The organism is Microbacterium rhizophilum (assembly GCF_039605615.1).
GTDB classification, from domain to species: domain Bacteria; phylum Actinomycetota; class Actinomycetes; order Actinomycetales; family Microbacteriaceae; genus Microbacterium; species Microbacterium rhizophilus.
Map to the genome: position 1 here is coordinate 35,862 of NZ_JBCNUN010000009.1, position 16,372 is coordinate 52,233.

A 16,372-nucleotide genomic window follows, 5' to 3' on the forward strand; every position below is an offset into this window, starting at 1 on the left:
AGACACGCTAGTCGCGGCCACCGACATCCTGCGGCGTCGACGCGGCCACCACGGTCGCGGCCACGCACATCGCGATGCCGCAGCCCACGATCACGCGCGCGTCGACGACGCCCAGCGCCGCGGCGCCGGCGGCGGTGATCACGACGCTCGGCAGCTGCAGCAGCATGTTGACGGACGTCCCGACCCGGCCCTGCAGGCGCGACGGCGTGGACACGTGCGACTCGGTGACGTACGCGATGACCGCGGCCGTCACGCCGAACCCGAGCACCGCGAGCCCCGCGGCGAGCAGCCACACGCCGTCGCCCAGCATGGGCGCGACCCCGACGACCATGATCCCCGCGCCGGCGGCGAGCACGCGCGGCCGCCCGATCCGCCGCATGAGCCACGCGGCCGAGACCCCCGCGAGCAGCCCGCCGAGCCCCGACATCGCCTCGATCGGCCCCATCCACGCGGGCTCGACGCCCATCCGCTCCAGCACCGCGAACCCGACCGAGCTCGTGAACGCGGCCGTGCTCGACAGCAGCACCAGCACCACGGTCATCCGGTTCAGCGGGCGCGTGCGCGCCACGTGGCGGAACCCCGCGGTCACGGAGCGCCAGAACGGATCGTCGTCGTCCTCCACGGGCGACTCCGCGAAGCGGAGGCTCGCGAACACGATGGCGGCGCCCGCGAATCCGGCGATGGCCGCCGCGACGATCGGCAGCGGCCCTGTCCAGAGGTACACGCCGGCCGCCGCGAAGGGCAGCCCGAGCCGCAGCACCTGATCGATGGTCTGCAGGATCGAGTTCGCCGACCCGAGGTCCTCGTCCGCGAGCAGATCGCGCAGGATGCCGCCGCGGCATCCCGCCGTGCCGTACGAGACGCCCGCGTACAGCACGGTCGCGGCGAAGATCCACCACGCCTGCGACGCGTCGCGCACGAGCAGCAGCGGTGCGAGCCCCGCGGCGCCGATCACGTACGTGACCCACAGCATCCGGCGGCGGGACACCCGGTCGGCGAGCCGCCCGAGCAGCGGCGAGAACAGCGCGGGGACCCCGAACACCGCGAACAGCAGCCCGCCGAGGGCCGCCTCGCCCGTGAGCTCGACCACCCACACCGCCAGGATGACCGCGAGCAGCGAGTCGGCGACGTTCGCGAGCGCCCATCCGGCGACGATCCACGCGAACAGCGGCGTGCGCAGGCCTGTCCGGGTCGCCACGGGGCTCATGATCCCGCCGGGTCCGTCCACGTGGCGGCGAGCAGGCGCACGTGCCGGGATCCCTCCGGCCGCGCGGAGGGATCCTCGAAGCGTCCCTGGAACGGCTCGGTGAGCGCGCTGATCCGGTCGCCCAGCTCGAGCAGCTCCTCCGGCGTCGCCCAGAAGGTCTGGAATCGCTGAGTGGACGCCTTCGTCCATGCGGGATCGTCGTCGCCCGCCCGCGCGTACCAGGCGTTCAGCCGGTCGACGGCGTCGGCGAGGAACGCGGATCCCGCCGCGACGACCGCGGAGAAGGCCTCGCGATCCGACGGATCGGCGTCGAGCGTGATGCCGCGCTCCCGCATCCCCCGCCAGGGCCGCTCGCGGCCGCGCGCCTCGCCGCGCTCCAGATAGCCGTACTTCGCGAGCTGCCGCAGGTGGAACGAGCAGCTCGCGACGGACTCGCCGGTCGCCTCCGCGCACTGTGTCGCGGTCAGCTCGCCGCCGCCCCGGAACAGGTCGATCAGCCGGATCCGCAGCGGGTGCGTGAGCGCCTTGATCTGCTCGGTCTGCGAAACGATCCGCGTGCCGTCGCGGTGCCGCCGGTGCTCGTCCATGCGCTCACCGTAGATCCTAAAGAAACCTTTAGCAAGAGTCCTTTAGGATTGATGCCGAGTCACCGCCCTCGTGCGGGCTCGCCCGCCGCGAGACAGGCTCATCCGTCCCGCCACGTCACTCGCGTCACTTCGAGCCTGCGCGCGGGCGCACGCGACTTCTCAGCTGGCGATGGTCGACCGGTGGCGCCGGCGGTCGGCGGCCTCGACGCACTGCATCGTGGGCTCGAGCTCTGCGTCGGTCGCGCCGGCGTCCTGGCGCAGGAAGAGGGTCTGCTTGAAGTCGGCGCGCGCGCCGTTGATGTCGCCGGCGTCGTAGCGGGTCTTGCCGCGGTGCTGCAGCGCGAAGGCCGCGATCGAGCTCCAGCCCTGGCCCTCCGCCTCGTCCGCGCACGTCGACAGCTCGTACTCCGCCGCCGCGTGCGCCCCGCGCCAGTGCTGCACGGAGGCGTGCAGGATGCGCGCGCGCAGCAGGTCCTTGCGGGTGCCGGACATGCGCGCCAGGCGCACGGCCTGCTCCGACAGCGTGAGCGCCTCGTCGAGCTCGCCCAGCACCTTCAGCAGCCACACGCGCTCGAGCAGGGCGGGGAGGCTCCGCTGGCGGCCGATCTCATCGAGGCGGCGACGGCACTCGGTGGAGTCGACGATCTCGCGCAGCGTCTCGGGGTCGTACCCGTGGATGTAGCTCACTCGCGCAGCTCCCTTCCCGCCGTGGCCCGTCCAGTGTGCCCCGGTGCCCGCGGATCCGGCGCAGGGCACGCCCAGACGACGCGGATCTACCGCTCGAACAGGATCTCGCTGGGCTTGGGCGAATCGGTCGCGTCGCCGTCCACGGCGGGCCGCGCGCCCTGCACGAACGCGTCGATCTCCGAGCCCTGCGCCACCTTCGCCGGGTGGGGGCCCGCGGCCATCAGCCGCGGCAGCCAGTCGACCGGCAGCGGAGCGGCCGAGGCTGCGATCACGAGGTTGCCGAACCGGCGGCCCTTGAGCACCTGCACCTCGGCGACCACGACCACCTCCGACAGCGCCTCGCGGATCGTCGCGACCTGCCGCCGCGCGAACGCGAGCCCGGATCCGTCCGCCACGTTCACGAGCAGCACGCCCGCGGGTGCGAGCAGCGCGGCCGCCGCCCGGTAGAACTCCACGGTCGTCAGGTGCGCGGGCGTCTGCGCCCCCGAGTACACGTCCGACACCAGCAGGTCGACGGATCCGGCCATGGCGGCGGGAAGCCGCGCGAGCCCGTCGCGGGCGTCGCCGATCCGGATCCGGATGCTCGCGCCGCGCGGCAGCGGCAGGCTCTCGCGCACCAGCTCGACGAGCGCCTGCTCGATCTCGATCACCTGCTGCCGCGATCCGGGCCGCGTCGCCTCGACATACCGCGGGATCGTCAGCCCGCCCGCACCGAGGTGCACGGCCGTGAGCGGCCCCTCGGGCAGCTGGTCGATGACCGCGCCCATGCGCGCCACGTACTCGAAGTGCAGGTGCGTCGGATCGGCCGGGTCGACGTGCGACTGCGGCGTCCCGTCGACGTCGACCTCGAACCCGTTCGCGTACCGGCTCGGCAGGATCCGCGCGGTCCGCCCGTCCGACAGCCGCGCGCTCGGCGTCTCCGCCTCGTCCCGCCGCTGCCGCCCCATGCCCCCAAGGCTACGACCGCGAGACCGCCGCACACGGATGTCTTCTCGTGGCGCGGATGAGGTCTCGCGGCTCAATACGCTGAGCGGATGGATCGGGGACGGATCGCGCTCGCGGGAGTCACGACGGCGCTCGTGGGGTTCGCGAGCTCGTCGGCCGTGGTGCTCGCGGGGCTGCAGGCGGCGGGCGCGACCGGGGCGCAGGCCGCGTCGGGCCTCGTGGCGCTGTGCCTCGCCCAGGCGCTCGGGATGCTGTGGCTCGCGCAGCGCACGCGGCTGCCGGTCGTGCTGGCGTGGTCGACGCCGGGCGCGGCGCTCCTGGCGGCGGGCGCGCCGCCGGAGGGCGGCTGGCCCGCGGCGCTCGGCGCCTTCGCGATCGCCGGCGCGCTCATCGTGCTCACGGGGCTGTGGCCGGGGCTGTCCCGGACGGTCGCCGCGATCCCGGCACCGATCGCGCAGGCCATGCTCGCGGGAGTGCTGGTCGGCCTGTGCCTCGCTCCCGTCCGCGCCCTCGTCGACCGGCCGGCGGAGATCCTGCCGATCGTGGTCGTCTGGCTCGTGCTGATCCGGCTGGCCCCCACGTGGGCCTCCCCCGCCGCGTTCGCCGTCGGGCTGATCGTGCTCGGCGTCGAGGCGGCGCTGCACGGCGGGGTCGGCGGTCCGGTCCTGCCCGTGCTCGAGCCGGTGCTGCCCGCCTTCACGTGGCCCGCCGCGGTGGGCATCGCCCTTCCGCTCTACATCGTGACGATGGCGTCGCAGAACGTGCCCGGATCGGCGGTGCTCGCGTCGTACGGATACCGCGCGCCGTGGCGGGAGAGCATGGTCGTGACGGGCCTCGGCACCATCGCGGGCGCCCCGTTCGGGGGCCATGCCGTCAACCTCGCGGCCATCACGGCGGCGCTCGCCGCCTCGCCCGACGCCCATCCGGATCCGGCGCAGCGCTGGCGGGCCGTGCGCGTCTCGGCGCTCCTCTACGTCGTGCTCGCGGCGCTGTCGACGGCGCTCACGTCCCTGGTGGGCGTCGCCCCCGGCGTGCTGGCCGCGGTCGCCGGCGTCGCCCTGCTGCCGACGCTGGGCTCGTCGCTGCGCGCGGCGATGGCGGAGGATCACGATCGCATCCCCGCGGTGATCGCGTTCGTCGTCGCCGCCAGCGGGATCACGGTGCTCGGCATCGGCGCCGCGTTCTGGGCGCTCGTCGCGGGCCTCGTCGCCCACGCGCTGCTGCGCCGCCGCTGACCGCGTCAGAGGTCCTTCGCGAGCAGCACCTCCGCCTCGCGGTAGCCGAGGCCGGCGTACAGCGCGCGGGCGGGGGCGTTCGAGCCGAACGCGTGCAGGCCGATGGAGTCGGCGCCGACGCGGCGCGCCTCGTCCTCGGCCGCGCGCATCATCGCGGTGCCGAAGCCGCGCCGACGGTGGCCGGCCTCGACGCGCAGCTCGAGCACGAACGCGTGCGGGCCGGTCGAGCGGCGCATGACCGACAGCCACAGGATGCCCACGGGCTCGGCGACGCCGTCGGTGCGCGCCACGAACAGCAGCTCGTCCTCGGTGTCGAGGCCGTCGGGCAGGGCCTCGGCCGTCTGCCGCTCGGACTCGGCGCGCGCCGTCTCGGGAGTGTGCAGGCCCTCGTTCACGAGGTCGGCCGCGAACTCGGCGATGAGCCGCTCCTCGAAGCGCGCGTACTGTGCGGCCGTCATGCGCTCCAGTCGCACGGCGCCGGCCGGCCGCGGCGCGGGCAGAGGAGCCAGCAGCATCTGCACGTCGGTGGCCCGGTATCCGCGCCCGTCGATCGCGGCCCAACCCGCGGCATCCTGCGCGAACAGGTCGATCCGGAGCACGGTCGCCCCGGCCGCGCGCGCCGCGGTCTCGAGGAGCCCCATCGCCGCCGCGGCGACCACGGGATCCTCCGTCTCCAGGGCGTACAGCATCGCGTGCGGCGGATCCGCGCGGACCTCGAGCCACGCGGTCCCCACCGCGCGCTCGCCGTCGCGGAGCTCGAGGACGCGCTGCCCGGCGGATCCGATCCCCTCGGGGAACCGCCGGGACAGGATGCCGTCCGCCTCGTCCCGCGCCTCGGCCGGCGGGCGCATCCCCGACCCGATCCGCAGCTCTCCGAGCTGGGCCGCGGTCGCCGCCCGCCACGCGTCGAACCGCTCGGCGGGCATCGTCTCCAGGCGCAGCGTCACGCGCCAGACCCTACCGAGCCTGCACCGCCCCACCGAACCTGCACCGCCCCGCCGAGGCTGCACCGCCCCGCCGAACCTGCACCGGCCCACCGAACCTGCACGGCCCCGCCGAGACTGCGCGGGGTCACTGCGGTCTCGGCGGGGCGCTGCAGTCTCGCGGCATCTCGGCCGCAGCGAAGCTGGGTCTATACCCGAGGTTCAAGCACTCGTCAAGGAACCGCTGGACAACGCGTGTCGTGCGGCCTATAGTAGGTACTTGCGCCTCGTGGATCCCCCATGCCTTCATATGGTGGTCGGCTGGTGCTCTCGATCCCCGCAGATAGCGGCGCGGGTCGCGGCACACGGGGACTGATCCAGGCGCACCTCACCTGTCGACAAGGAACTTATGGCCCCCGCCCGGGCTCATGGAGGTTATCCCCTTGGCTGCTGCGCGCAACGCATCCACCACCACCCCCAAGAACGGCCGCGGAGCATCCCGCCTCTCGTTCGCCAAGATCTCTGACACGCTGACGGTCCCCGACCTTCTCGCGCTGCAGACCGAGTCCTTCGACTGGCTCGTCGGAAACGACGCCTGGAAGGCCCGCCTCGCCGAGGCGGAGGCCGCCGGTCGCACCGACATCGCCGTGAAGAGCGGCCTCGAGGAGATCTTCGAGGAGATCTCGCCGATCGAGGACCTGAGCGAGACCATGCAGCTCTCGTTCACGAACCCGTACCTCGAGCCGGAGAAGTACTCGATCGAGGAGTGCAAGGACCGCGGCAAGACCTACGCGGCCCCGCTCTACGTCGAGGCCGAGTTCATGAACCACCAGACGGGTGAGATCAAGACCCAGACGGTGTTCATGGGCGACTTCCCGCTGCAGACCGACAAGGGCACGTTCATCATCAACGGCACCGAGCGTGTCGTGGTGTCGCAGCTCGTGCGCTCGCCCGGCGTCTACTTCGACAAGACCCCCGACAAGACGTCCGACAAGGACATCGTCTCGGCGCGCGTCATCCCGAGCCGCGGCGCGTGGCTCGAGTTCGAGATCGACAAGCGCGACCAGGTCGGCGTCCGCATCGACCGCAAGCGCAAGCAGTCGGTCACGGTCTTCCTCAAGGCCCTCGGCCTGACCAGCGAGGACATCCTCGCCGAGTTCGCCGGCATCGAGTCGATCGAGGAGACGCTCGCGAAGGACACGATCCTCACCAAGGAGGACGCGCTCCGCGACATCTACCGCAAGCTCCGTCCGGGCGAGCAGGTGGCCGCCGAGGCCGCCCGCGCGCTGCTCGACAACTTCTACTTCAACTCGAAGCGCTACGACCTGGCCAAGGTGGGTCGCTACAAGATCAACCAGAAGCTCGGGATCGACCGCCCGCTGAGCGACTCGGTGCTGACCGTCGACGACATCGTCGCGACGATCAAGTACCTCGTCCGCCTGCACCGCGGCGACGAGACCTTCACGGGGCTTCGCAACGGCCAGGAGGCCGAGCTGCGCCTGTCGGTCGACGACATCGACAACTTCGGCAACCGTCGCATCCGCGCGGTGGGCGAGCTCATCCAGAACCAGGTCCGCACCGGTCTGTCGCGCATGGAGCGCGTCGTCCGCGAGCGCATGACCACGCAGGACATCGAGGCGATCACGCCGCAGACCCTGATCAACGTGCGCCCCGTCGTGGCCGCGATCAAGGAGTTCTTCGGCACGTCGCAGCTGTCGCAGTTCATGGACCAGAACAACCCGCTCGCGGGCCTGACCCACAAGCGCCGCCTGTCGGCGCTGGGCCCCGGCGGTCTGTCGCGTGAGCGCGCCGGCGTCGAGGTCCGCGACGTCCACCCGTCGCACTACGGCCGCATGTGCCCGATCGAGACGCCGGAAGGCCCGAACATCGGTCTGATCGGCTCGCTCGCCTCGTTCGCGCGGATCAACTCGTTCGGCTTCATCGAGACGCCGTACCGCCGTGTCGTCAACGGCAAGGTCACGGACGACATCGACTACCTCACCGCCGCGGAGGAGGAGGCGTTCATCGTCGCCCAGGCCAACGCGCCGCTGAAGAAGGACGGCTCCTTCGCCGAGGACCGCGTGCTCGCACGTCAGGTCGGCGGCGAGGTCGACCTGGTCCCCGCCGAGGAGATCGGCTACATGGACGTCTCGCCGCGCCAGATGGTGTCGGTCGGCACGTCGCTCATCCCGTTCCTCGAGCACGACGACGCGAACCGCGCCCTCATGGGTGCGAACATGCAGCGCCAGGCCGTGCCGCTGCTCCGCTCGGACTCGCCGCTCGTCGGCACCGGCATGGAGAACTACGCGGCGATCGACGCGGGTGACGCGATCATCGCCGACAAGGCCGGCGTGGTCGCCGAGGTCTCGGCCGACTTCGTCCGCCTGCAGCTCGACGAGGGCGGCACGCGCGACTACTTCCTGCGCAAGTTCGACCGCTCGAACCAGGGCAACAACTACAACCAGCGCGTGATCGTCGACGCCGGTGAGCGCGTCGAGGTCGGCGAGGTCATCGCGGATGGCCCCGCCACCGAGAACGGCGAGCTCGCGCTCGGCAAGAACCTCCTCGTGGCCTTCATGAACTGGGAGGGCTACAACTACGAGGACGCCATCATCCTCAGCCAGAACCTGGTGAAGGACGACACCCTCACCTCGATCCACATCGAGGAGTACGAGGTCGACGCCCGCGACACCAAGCTGGGCAAGGAGGAGATCACGCGTGACCTCCCCAACGTCAGCCCCGAGCTGCTGAAGGACCTGGACGAGCGCGGCATCATCCGCATCGGCGCCGAGGTCCGCCCCGGCGACATCCTCGTCGGCAAGGTCACGCCCAAGGGCGAGACCGAGCTGTCGGCCGAGGAGCGCCTGCTCCGCGCGATCTTCAACGAGAAGAGCCGCGAGGTGCGCGACACGTCGCTCAAGGTGCCTCACGGCGAGCAGGGCACGATCATCGCGGTGAAGGAGTTCAACGCCGAGGAGGGCGACGACGAGCTCGGCTCGGGCGTCAACCGCCGCGTCGTGGTCTACATCGCCCAGAAGCGCAAGATCACCGAGGGCGACAAGCTCGCCGGCCGCCACGGCAACAAGGGCGTCATCTCGAAGATCCTGCCGGTCGAGGACATGCCGTTCCTCGCGGACGGCACGCCGGTCGACATCATCCTGAACCCGCTCGGCGTCCCCGGTCGAATGAACTTCGGCCAGGTGCTCGAGCTGCACCTCGGATGGATCGCCGCGCAGGGCTGGAAGATCGAGGGCTCGCCCGACTGGGCCGCCCGCCTGGCGGACGCGGCTCGCGAGGCCGCTCCCCGCACCAAGGTCGCCACGCCGGTGTTCGACGGCGCCGCGGAGTCGGAGCTCGCGGGTCTGCTCGACTCGACGCTGCCGAACCGCGACGGCGACCGGCTCATCGACAGCTCGGGCAAGACCCAGCTGTTCGACGGCCGCTCGGGTGAGCCGTACCCGTACCCGATCTCGGTCGGCTACATGTACATCCTGAAGCTGCACCACCTCGTCGACGACAAGATCCACGCGCGCTCGACGGGCCCGTACTCGATGATCACGCAGCAGCCGCTGGGTGGTAAGGCGCAGTTCGGTGGCCAGCGCTTCGGCGAGATGGAGGTGTGGGCCCTCGAGGCCTACGGCGCCGCGTACGCGCTGCAGGAGCTCCTGACCGTCAAGTCGGACGACATCCTCGGTCGCGTGAAGGTGTACGAGGCGATCGTCAAGGGCGAGAACATCCCCGAGCCCGGCATCCCCGAGTCGTTCAAGGTGCTCATGAAGGAGATGCAGTCGCTCTGCCTGAACGTCGAGGTCCTCTCGGCCGACGGCACGGCGGTCAACCTCCGCGACACCGACGACGAGGCCTTCCGCGCGGCGGAGGAGCTCGGCATCAACATCTCGTCCCGCTTCGAGTCCGCCTCGATCGACGAGATCTAAGCCCGGCCGATACAGATTTCCAAACAGGAGAATCAATTGCTCGACGCAACAACTTTCGATGAGCTTCGCATCGGCCTGGCCACCGCCGACGACATCCGTCGCTGGTCCTTCGGTGAGGTCAAGAAGCCCGAGACCATCAACTACCGCACCCTGAAGCCGGAGAAGGACGGTCTGTTCGGTGAGCAGATCTTCGGCCCCTCCCGCGACTGGGAGTGCGCCTGCGGCAAGTACAAGCGGGTGCGCTTCAAGGGCATCGTCTGCGAGCGCTGCGGTGTCGAGGTCACCAAGTCCTCGGTCCGTCGCGAGCGCATGGGCCACATCGAGCTCGCCGCGCCCGTCACGCACATCTGGTACTTCAAGGGCGTGCCCTCGCGCCTCGGCTACCTGCTCGACATGGCGCCGAAGGACCTCGAGAAGGTCATCTACTTCGCCGCCTACATGGTGATCTCGGTGGACGCCGACGCGCGTCACCGTGACATGCCGACGCACGAGAACAACCTGCGTCTCGAGATCAAGAACATCGGCGACCGCCGCGACGCGCGCGTCGCGGCCCGCCTCCAGCAGCTGGAGGAGGAGCTCGCCGCGCTTGAGGCCGAGGACGCCAAGGCCGACCAGAAGAAGAAGGTCAAGGACGCCGCCGAGAAGGAGATGGCGACGATCCGCAAGCGCGCGGACGAGCAGGTCGCCAAGCTCGAGCGCATGTGGGACGAGTTCCGCAACCTCGAGGTCGGCCAGCTCAAGGCGGAGGACGACGTCTTCCAGGAGCTGCAGGACCGCTTCGGTCAGTACTTCGAGGCCCACATGGGCGCGGAGTCGATCCAGCGTCGCCTGGCCGAGTTCGACCTGGCCGCCGAGGCCGAGTCGCTGCGCCTGCAGATCACCGAGGGCAAGGGTCAGCGCAAGATCCGCGCGATCAAGCGCCTGAAGGTCGTCTCGTCGTTCCTGTCGACGGGCATGTCGCCGGCCGCGATGGTCCTGGACGTCGTCCCGGTCATCCCGCCGGAGCTGCGCCCGATGGTCCAGCTGGACGGTGGCCGCTTCGCGACCAGCGACCTGAACGACCTGTACCGCCGCGTGATCAACCGCAACAACCGCCTCCGTCGCCTGATCGACCTCGGTGCCCCCGAGATCATCGTGAACAACGAGAAGCGCATGCTGCAGGAGGCCGTCGACGCGCTGTTCGACAACGGCCGCCGCGGTCGTCCCGTCACCGGCACCGGCAACCGCGCCCTGAAGTCCCTGAGCGACATGCTCAAGGGCAAGCAGGGTCGCTTCCGTCAGAACCTGCTCGGCAAGCGCGTCGACTACTCGGGCCGTTCGGTCATCGTGGTCGGCCCGCAGCTGAAGCTGCACCAGTGCGGTCTGCCCAAGCAGATGGCCCTGGAACTGTTCAAGCCGTTCGTGATCAAGCGCCTGATCGACCTCGGCCACTCGCAGAACATCAAGGCCGCCAAGCGCTCGGTCGAGCGCACGCGTCCCGAGGTCTGGGACGTGCTCGAGGAGATCATCCGCGAGCGCCCCGTGCTGCTCAACCGCGCCCCCACGCTGCACCGTCTGGGCATCCAGGCCTTCGAGCCGCAGCTCGTGGAGGGCAAGGCCATCCAGCTGCACCCGCTCGTGTGCGCGGCGTTCAACGCCGACTTCGACGGCGACCAGATGGCCGTGCACCTCCCCCTCTCGGTGGAGGCGCAGGCCGAGGCGCGCATCCTGATGCTCGCGTCGAACAACATCCTGAAGCCGTCGGACGGCCGCCCCGTGACCCTGCCCGCGCAGGACATGATCATCGGTCTGCACCACCTGACGACGCTGAAGGACGGCGCGAAGGGCGAGGGCCGCGTGTTCGGCTCGGTCGCGGAGGCCACGCTCGCGAAGGACGAGGGCACCCTCGACCTGCAGGCGAAGATCCGCATCCGCATCCCCGGCATGACCTTCCTCGAGGGTCAGGCGCCCGAGGACTACGAGACCAAGCACCTCGTGGACACCTCGCTCGGCCAGGCGATCTTCAACGACCAGATGCCCAAGGGCTACCCGTTCGTGCGCGAGCAGGCCGACAAGGGCAAGCTGTCGCAGATCGTCAACAAGCTGGCCGAGGAGTACCCGAAGACCGAGGTCGCGGCCACGCTGGACCGCGTCAAGGACGCCGGCTACTACTGGGCTACGCGCTCGGGCATCACGGTGGCGCTCAGCGACATCCTGACCCCCTCGAACAAGGGCGAGATCATCGCCAAGTACGAGAAGCAGGCCGCCAAGGTCACCTCGCAGTACGAGAAGGGCCTCACGACCGACGTCGAGCGTCGCCAGGAGCTCATCAAGATCTGGACCGAGGCGACCGACGAGGTCCAGAAGGAGATGCGCGCCGCGTTCCCCGAGGACAACACCATCAACCGCATGGTGTCGTCGGGTGCGCGTGGTAACTGGCTGCAGATCCGGAACATCGCCGGTATGCGCGGTCTGGTGAACAACCCGAAGGGCGAGATCATCCCCCGCCCGATCATCTCCTCGTACCGCGAGGGTCTGTCTGTGGCGGAGTACTTCATCGCGACGCACGGTGCCCGCAAGGGTCTGGCCGACACGGCCCTCCGCACGGCCGACTCGGGTTACCTCACGCGTCGTCTCGTGGACGTCTCGCAGGATGTCATCATCCGCGAGGAGGACTGCGGCACGTCGAAGGGCCTCGAGTACCCGATCGCGGCGTTCGACTCGACCGGCACGCTGGTCAAGGACGCGAACGTCGAGAACGCCGTGTTCGCCCGCACCCTCGCGGTCGACGTGGTGGGCGAGGACGGCACCGTCCTGGCCGCCGCCGGATCGGACGTGGGCGACGTGCTCATCGACAAGCTGGTCGAGGCGGGTGTCGAGTCGATCAAGGTCCGCTCGGTGCTGACCTGCGACTCGGCGGTCGGCGTGTGCGCGAACTGCTACGGCCGTTCGCTCGCGACCGGCAAGCTCGTGGACATCGGCGAGGCCGTCGGCATCATCGCGGCCCAGTCGATCGGCGAGCCCGGCACGCAGCTGACGATGCGCACGTTCCACACCGGTGGTTCGGCGTCGGCGGATGACATCACGCAGGGTCTGCCCCGCGTGCAGGAGCTCTTCGAGGCCCGCACCCCCAAGGGCGCGTCGCCGATCGCCGAGGCCGCCGGCCGCGTCACGATCGACGAGACCGAGAAGGCCAAGAAGATCATCATCACGCCCGACAGCGGCGACGAGCCCGTCGTCTACCCGGTGCTGAAGCGTGCGACGCTCCTCGTCGAGGACGGCCAGCACGTCGAGGTCGGTCAGCCCCTCCAGGTCGGCACGCTCGACCCGAAGGAGATCATGCGCGTGCAGGGTGCCCGCGAGGTGCAGAAGTACCTCGTCGGCGGCGTGCAGGGCGTGTACCGCTCGCAGGGTGTGCCGATCCACGACAAGCACATCGAGGTCATCGTGCGCCAGATGCTGCGGAAGGTCACCGTGGTCGACCACGGCGAGACCGACCTGCTGCCCGGCGAGATGGTCGACCTGCGCCGCTACCAGGACATCAACCGCGCGGCCGTCGGCGAGGGCAAGCGCCCCGCCTCGGGTCGTCCGGAGCTGATGGGTATCACGAAGGCGTCGCTCGCGACGGAGTCGTGGCTGTCGGCCGCCTCGTTCCAGGAGACGACGCGCGTCCTCACCGAGGCCGCCATGCAGGGCAAGCGCGACCCGCTCGTCGGCCTCAAGGAGAACGTGATCATCGGAAAGCTGATCCCCGCCGGCACGGGCCTTGCGAAGTACCGCAACGTCACGGTCGAGGCGACGGACGAGGCGAAGAGCGAGCGGTACCCCAACCGCATCTTCGCGTCGGACGGCGCGTTCGCGGAGGGCGACTACAGCTACGTCGACTTCGACGCGTTCTCGACGGACGACTTCACGCCCGGCACGTACAACTGAGCGTGACGCAGTAGAAGAGGGCCCCGGCATCGCGCCGGGGCCCTCTTCTCGTTGTCGGGGCACCGCGGCGAGGCTCCGCCGGCGGGCGTGAGTCGCGGGGTACTCTCTGGCAGGGCAGGGGACGGTCCTCTGCGTGAGGAGTGCTTCGGATGAGTGACGCCAAGGGACCCAGCAGCGAGCCCCGCGACGGCGAGCCCATCGAGGGCGACACGAACCTCGTTCCGGCTCCCGCGGAGCCCGGGACCGCCGAGGGCGACACGGGGGACATCCCCGCGACGCGCCGCGAGGCGCGCGTGACCACGGGCGCGACCGACATCGTCGCGACACCCGAGGACGACGCCCCGGTGACGCGTCCGTCGGCCGACGAGCCGGTGGCGGATGAGCCCGCCGACCGCCCCGCGACCGCCCCCGCGGCCGAGCAGCCCGCCGCGGAGGAGCCCGACTACGCCGCGCTCGCGGCCGACCTCGACGACCTCGAGAACCGCGGCGCGAGCACCACGGTCACCACGCGCGCGGCCGACGCCGAGCGCAAGCCCGACCCGTGGTTCGAGCCCGCCGACAAGACCCAGACGTTCACCGCGAGCGACGCGTACGACGCCCCCGCAGCACCGCCCGCCGTCACCGCCAGCGAGCCCGTCGCGCCCGAGCCGTCCGCCGCGCCGACGGCGCCGCCCGCGCAGCTGCCGATCTTCGTGCAGGCCCCCGAGCCGCCGCGCATGCGGGGCAACCGCGGCGCGGCCGGCGCGATCGGCGTCCTCGCCGCGCTCGTGTTCGCCGTGCTCTACTTCGCCGCGAAGCTCGGCTTCGGCGCCGTCAACGGCGAGGTGTCCCTCGACAACCTCGCGGACGCCGCGCTGCAGACCGCGACGTCGCTGGGGTTCTGGACCACGGTGGTCGTGTTCTTCCTCGGCTTCTGGCTGCTCGGCGCGCTCGTGAACCGCTCGCGCTGGGCGGCGTGGGTGCTGCTGGGCGTCTTCGTCGGCGCGATCGCTTACGCCGGGCACATCCTGGGCGCGCTCGTGGACGTGCCGTTCTGGACGCTCACCGCGAGCGAGGGCGCCGAGGAGGTCGGACGGCAGCTGCTGTCGCCGCTCGCGATCGCCGCGTTCGTGTTCGCGCGCGAGATCACCATCTGGTTCGGCGCGTGGGCGGCCCGCCGCGGCGCCCGCGTCACCGAGCGCAACGCCGACGCGCAGGCCGAGTACGAGCGCACGCTCGAGGCCGGCCCCCGGCTCGCCTGAGGTCCGCCGCGGACACGCAGTCATCGCCGGGAGCGCCCGGGAGGTTCCCTCCCGCGGCGCTCCTCGCGTTCGCCGTGGCGGGGTTCGTCGCGCTCGTCGTGTTCGGATCCGGCATGCTCAGCCTGGCGACGGATCGCGATGTGATCGCGACGCCGGGGATGGGTCTCGTGCCGGGGCCGCTCGCGTTCGGCGCGGCGGCGCTCGCGTTCGCCGGCGCGCTGTGGCCCGCGCTGCGCGCCGAGCGGCCGCGCTACACCGCCGTGATCGCCGTCGCCCTGATCAGCGCGCTCGTGCATCTGGCCGCGCTGTGGATCCTCGCGCTCGTGTTCGGCGCGGACGTCGTCACGGCGACCGCCGCGGTGGGGGAGGCGGCCACGACCTGGACGTCGGCGGTCGTCGCGGGGTCCGCCGCGGTGACCGGATGGGCGGCCATCGCGGTGCGTCGCACGGCGGCGCACCGCCCGCAGTGGCCGTGGGAGCGCGACGAAGACGAGGAATAGCCCCGGGCGACCTCTACGCTGGTCTCGTGGAGCGGTCGCTCGAGACGCAGGTGAGCCAGGCGGTGGACGCCTGGCTGCGCTGGGTGCCCCGCTGGGAGCCGGCGACGCACCGCGGCCGGGTCGCTCCGTGCCGGCGCTGTCTCGGGTCGCCGATCCTGTCGGCCGCGGGGCTCGGATCCGATGTGCCGCACGGCGTGCAGCACGGTCTGTCCACGCGCATCAAGACGATCGTCGATCACGCCGTCGCCGACTACACGTCGCGGAACCTGCCGATGCTGCAGGCCGAGCTCGACCAGCAGGCGGCGCGCAACCGCGCGCGTGGCTACCGGCCGGCCGAGGGCCTCGCCCCCGAGTTCGAGGGGCTTCCGCTGGATCCGGATCCCGTTCCGGGCCAGCCGTTCCTGTTCACGCTCACGGGCCTCGCCAGCGAGGAGGAGGCGCAGGTGCCGAGCCTGCCTCCGCTGTCGGAGGACGCGAAGATCGCGCTGCGGCGCGAGGTGGCCCTCGCGGACGAGTACGCGAACCTCATCGGCCGCGAGGTGTGCGGCATCCTGCTGCACCACAGGCTGCGCATCCACGCGGCGATCGTGGAGTACGTCGAGCCCCAGGTCGAGGCGATGCTCTCGGAGCTCTCCCAGGCTCTCGACGCGCCCTTCGATCCGCGCGACGCGGGCGACGGGCTGGGCATCTGAGCCCTTGCACCTGGAGGGCGCAGAACCCGGCACGACACGCCGCCTCCCCACCGGATGCGCTATCATGATTTCGTGTGCGTACACGCGCGCCCGCTTGCGTGCGCCGTGACCGACACGATCCGGGACTGACCTGCGAACAGGTCACCCCCACGGCATATCCACCACATCAAACGTCCGGCACATCGTGCCGCCCGGGTGGGTCATCGTGAAACCCGCATCGCGACACCGAGCATCACGTCGCGGCGCGGGGGAATCCACCGCTGTCACCGTGCAGCACAAGAAGAGAAGGAAACCAGTGCCTACTATTCAGCAGCTGGTTCGCAAGGGCCGGTCGCCCAAGGTCTCGAAGACCAAGGCGCCCGCTCTCAAGGCGAACCCGCAGCAGGCGGGTGTCTGCACCCGCGTGTACACGACCACGCCCAAGAAGCCGAACTCGGCGATGCGCAAGGTCGCCCGTGTGAAGCTCCGCAACGGCACCGAGGTCACCGCCTACATCCCGGGCGAGGGC

Annotated in this window: 11 protein-coding genes and 1 pseudogene; 7 read left to right on the forward strand and 5 right to left on the reverse strand. The window is 71.0% G+C overall.

Translation table 11 applies throughout. From position 1 onward, the window contains the following. Window positions 1-7 precede the first annotated feature (7 nt). From AAD528_RS13875 to AAD528_RS13890, 4 genes are all read right to left on the reverse strand, one after another. Window positions 8-1,198 (reverse strand): MFS transporter, encoded by a 1,191-nt coding sequence (locus AAD528_RS13875; protein ID WP_345752677.1) that lies wholly within the window; start codon window positions 1,196-1,198, stop codon window positions 8-10. 5 nt (window positions 1,199-1,203) lie between these two features. Next, entirely contained in the window at window positions 1,204-1,794 is a 591-nt protein-coding gene (locus tag AAD528_RS13880; protein ID WP_345752678.1) for an ArsR/SmtB family transcription factor, read from the reverse strand. A gap of 159 nt (window positions 1,795-1,953) precedes the next feature. After that, window positions 1,954-2,481, reverse strand: a complete 528-nt coding sequence (locus AAD528_RS13885; RefSeq protein WP_345752679.1) for a hypothetical protein — start codon at window positions 2,479-2,481, stop codon at window positions 1,954-1,956. A gap of 86 nt (window positions 2,482-2,567) precedes the next feature. Then, the gene (locus AAD528_RS13890; protein ID WP_345752680.1) at window positions 2,568-3,428 is read right to left on the reverse strand and encodes a spermidine synthase; all 861 of its coding nucleotides are present in this window, start codon (window positions 3,426-3,428) and stop codon (window positions 2,568-2,570) included. An 87-nt stretch (window positions 3,429-3,515) separates the two neighbouring features. Here AAD528_RS13890 and AAD528_RS13895 point away from each other — a divergent pair, with 87 nt between their 5' ends. Continuing rightward, window positions 3,516-4,661: a benzoate/H(+) symporter BenE family transporter gene (locus AAD528_RS13895; protein ID WP_345752681.1), complete on the forward strand. Its 1,146-nt coding sequence runs from the start codon at window positions 3,516-3,518 to the stop codon at window positions 4,659-4,661. A 5-nt stretch (window positions 4,662-4,666) separates the two neighbouring features. On the opposite strand, the gene AAD528_RS13900 is transcribed toward AAD528_RS13895, so the two are convergent. Next, window positions 4,667-5,608 (reverse strand): GNAT family N-acetyltransferase, encoded by a 942-nt coding sequence (locus AAD528_RS13900; RefSeq protein ID WP_345752682.1) that lies wholly within the window; start codon window positions 5,606-5,608, stop codon window positions 4,667-4,669. A gap of 419 nt (window positions 5,609-6,027) precedes the next feature. Between AAD528_RS13900 and rpoB the strand changes: the two genes are divergently transcribed. The 6 genes and pseudogenes from rpoB to AAD528_RS13930 all read left to right on the forward strand — a co-directional run. After that, window positions 6,028-9,519 (forward strand): DNA-directed RNA polymerase subunit beta, encoded by a 3,492-nt coding sequence (gene rpoB, locus AAD528_RS13905; protein WP_345752683.1) that lies wholly within the window; start codon window positions 6,028-6,030, stop codon window positions 9,517-9,519. A 36-nt stretch (window positions 9,520-9,555) separates the two neighbouring features. Then, window positions 9,556-13,431 carry a DNA-directed RNA polymerase subunit beta' gene (locus AAD528_RS13910; protein WP_345752684.1) on the forward strand — a complete coding sequence of 1,292 codons (3,876 nt, stop codon included), beginning with the start codon at window positions 9,556-9,558 and terminating at the stop codon, window positions 13,429-13,431. Between the two features lie 149 nt (window positions 13,432-13,580). Continuing rightward, window positions 13,581-14,672, forward strand: coding sequence for an acyltransferase family protein (locus AAD528_RS13915; protein ID WP_345752685.1), 1,092 nt, complete (start codon window positions 13,581-13,583; stop codon window positions 14,670-14,672). 74 nt (window positions 14,673-14,746) lie between these two features. After that, a complete protein-coding gene (locus AAD528_RS13920) occupies window positions 14,747-15,172 on the forward strand; it encodes a DUF6121 family protein (RefSeq protein WP_345752686.1) in 426 nt (141 codons plus the stop codon). A gap of 26 nt (window positions 15,173-15,198) precedes the next feature. Next, window positions 15,199-15,864 (forward strand): spermidine/putrescine ABC transporter substrate-binding protein, encoded by a 666-nt coding sequence (locus AAD528_RS13925; RefSeq protein WP_345752687.1) that lies wholly within the window; start codon window positions 15,199-15,201, stop codon window positions 15,862-15,864. Between the two features lie 295 nt (window positions 15,865-16,159). Beyond that, window positions 16,160-16,372, forward strand: a pseudogene (locus AAD528_RS13930) (30S ribosomal protein S12); the annotation flags it as partial.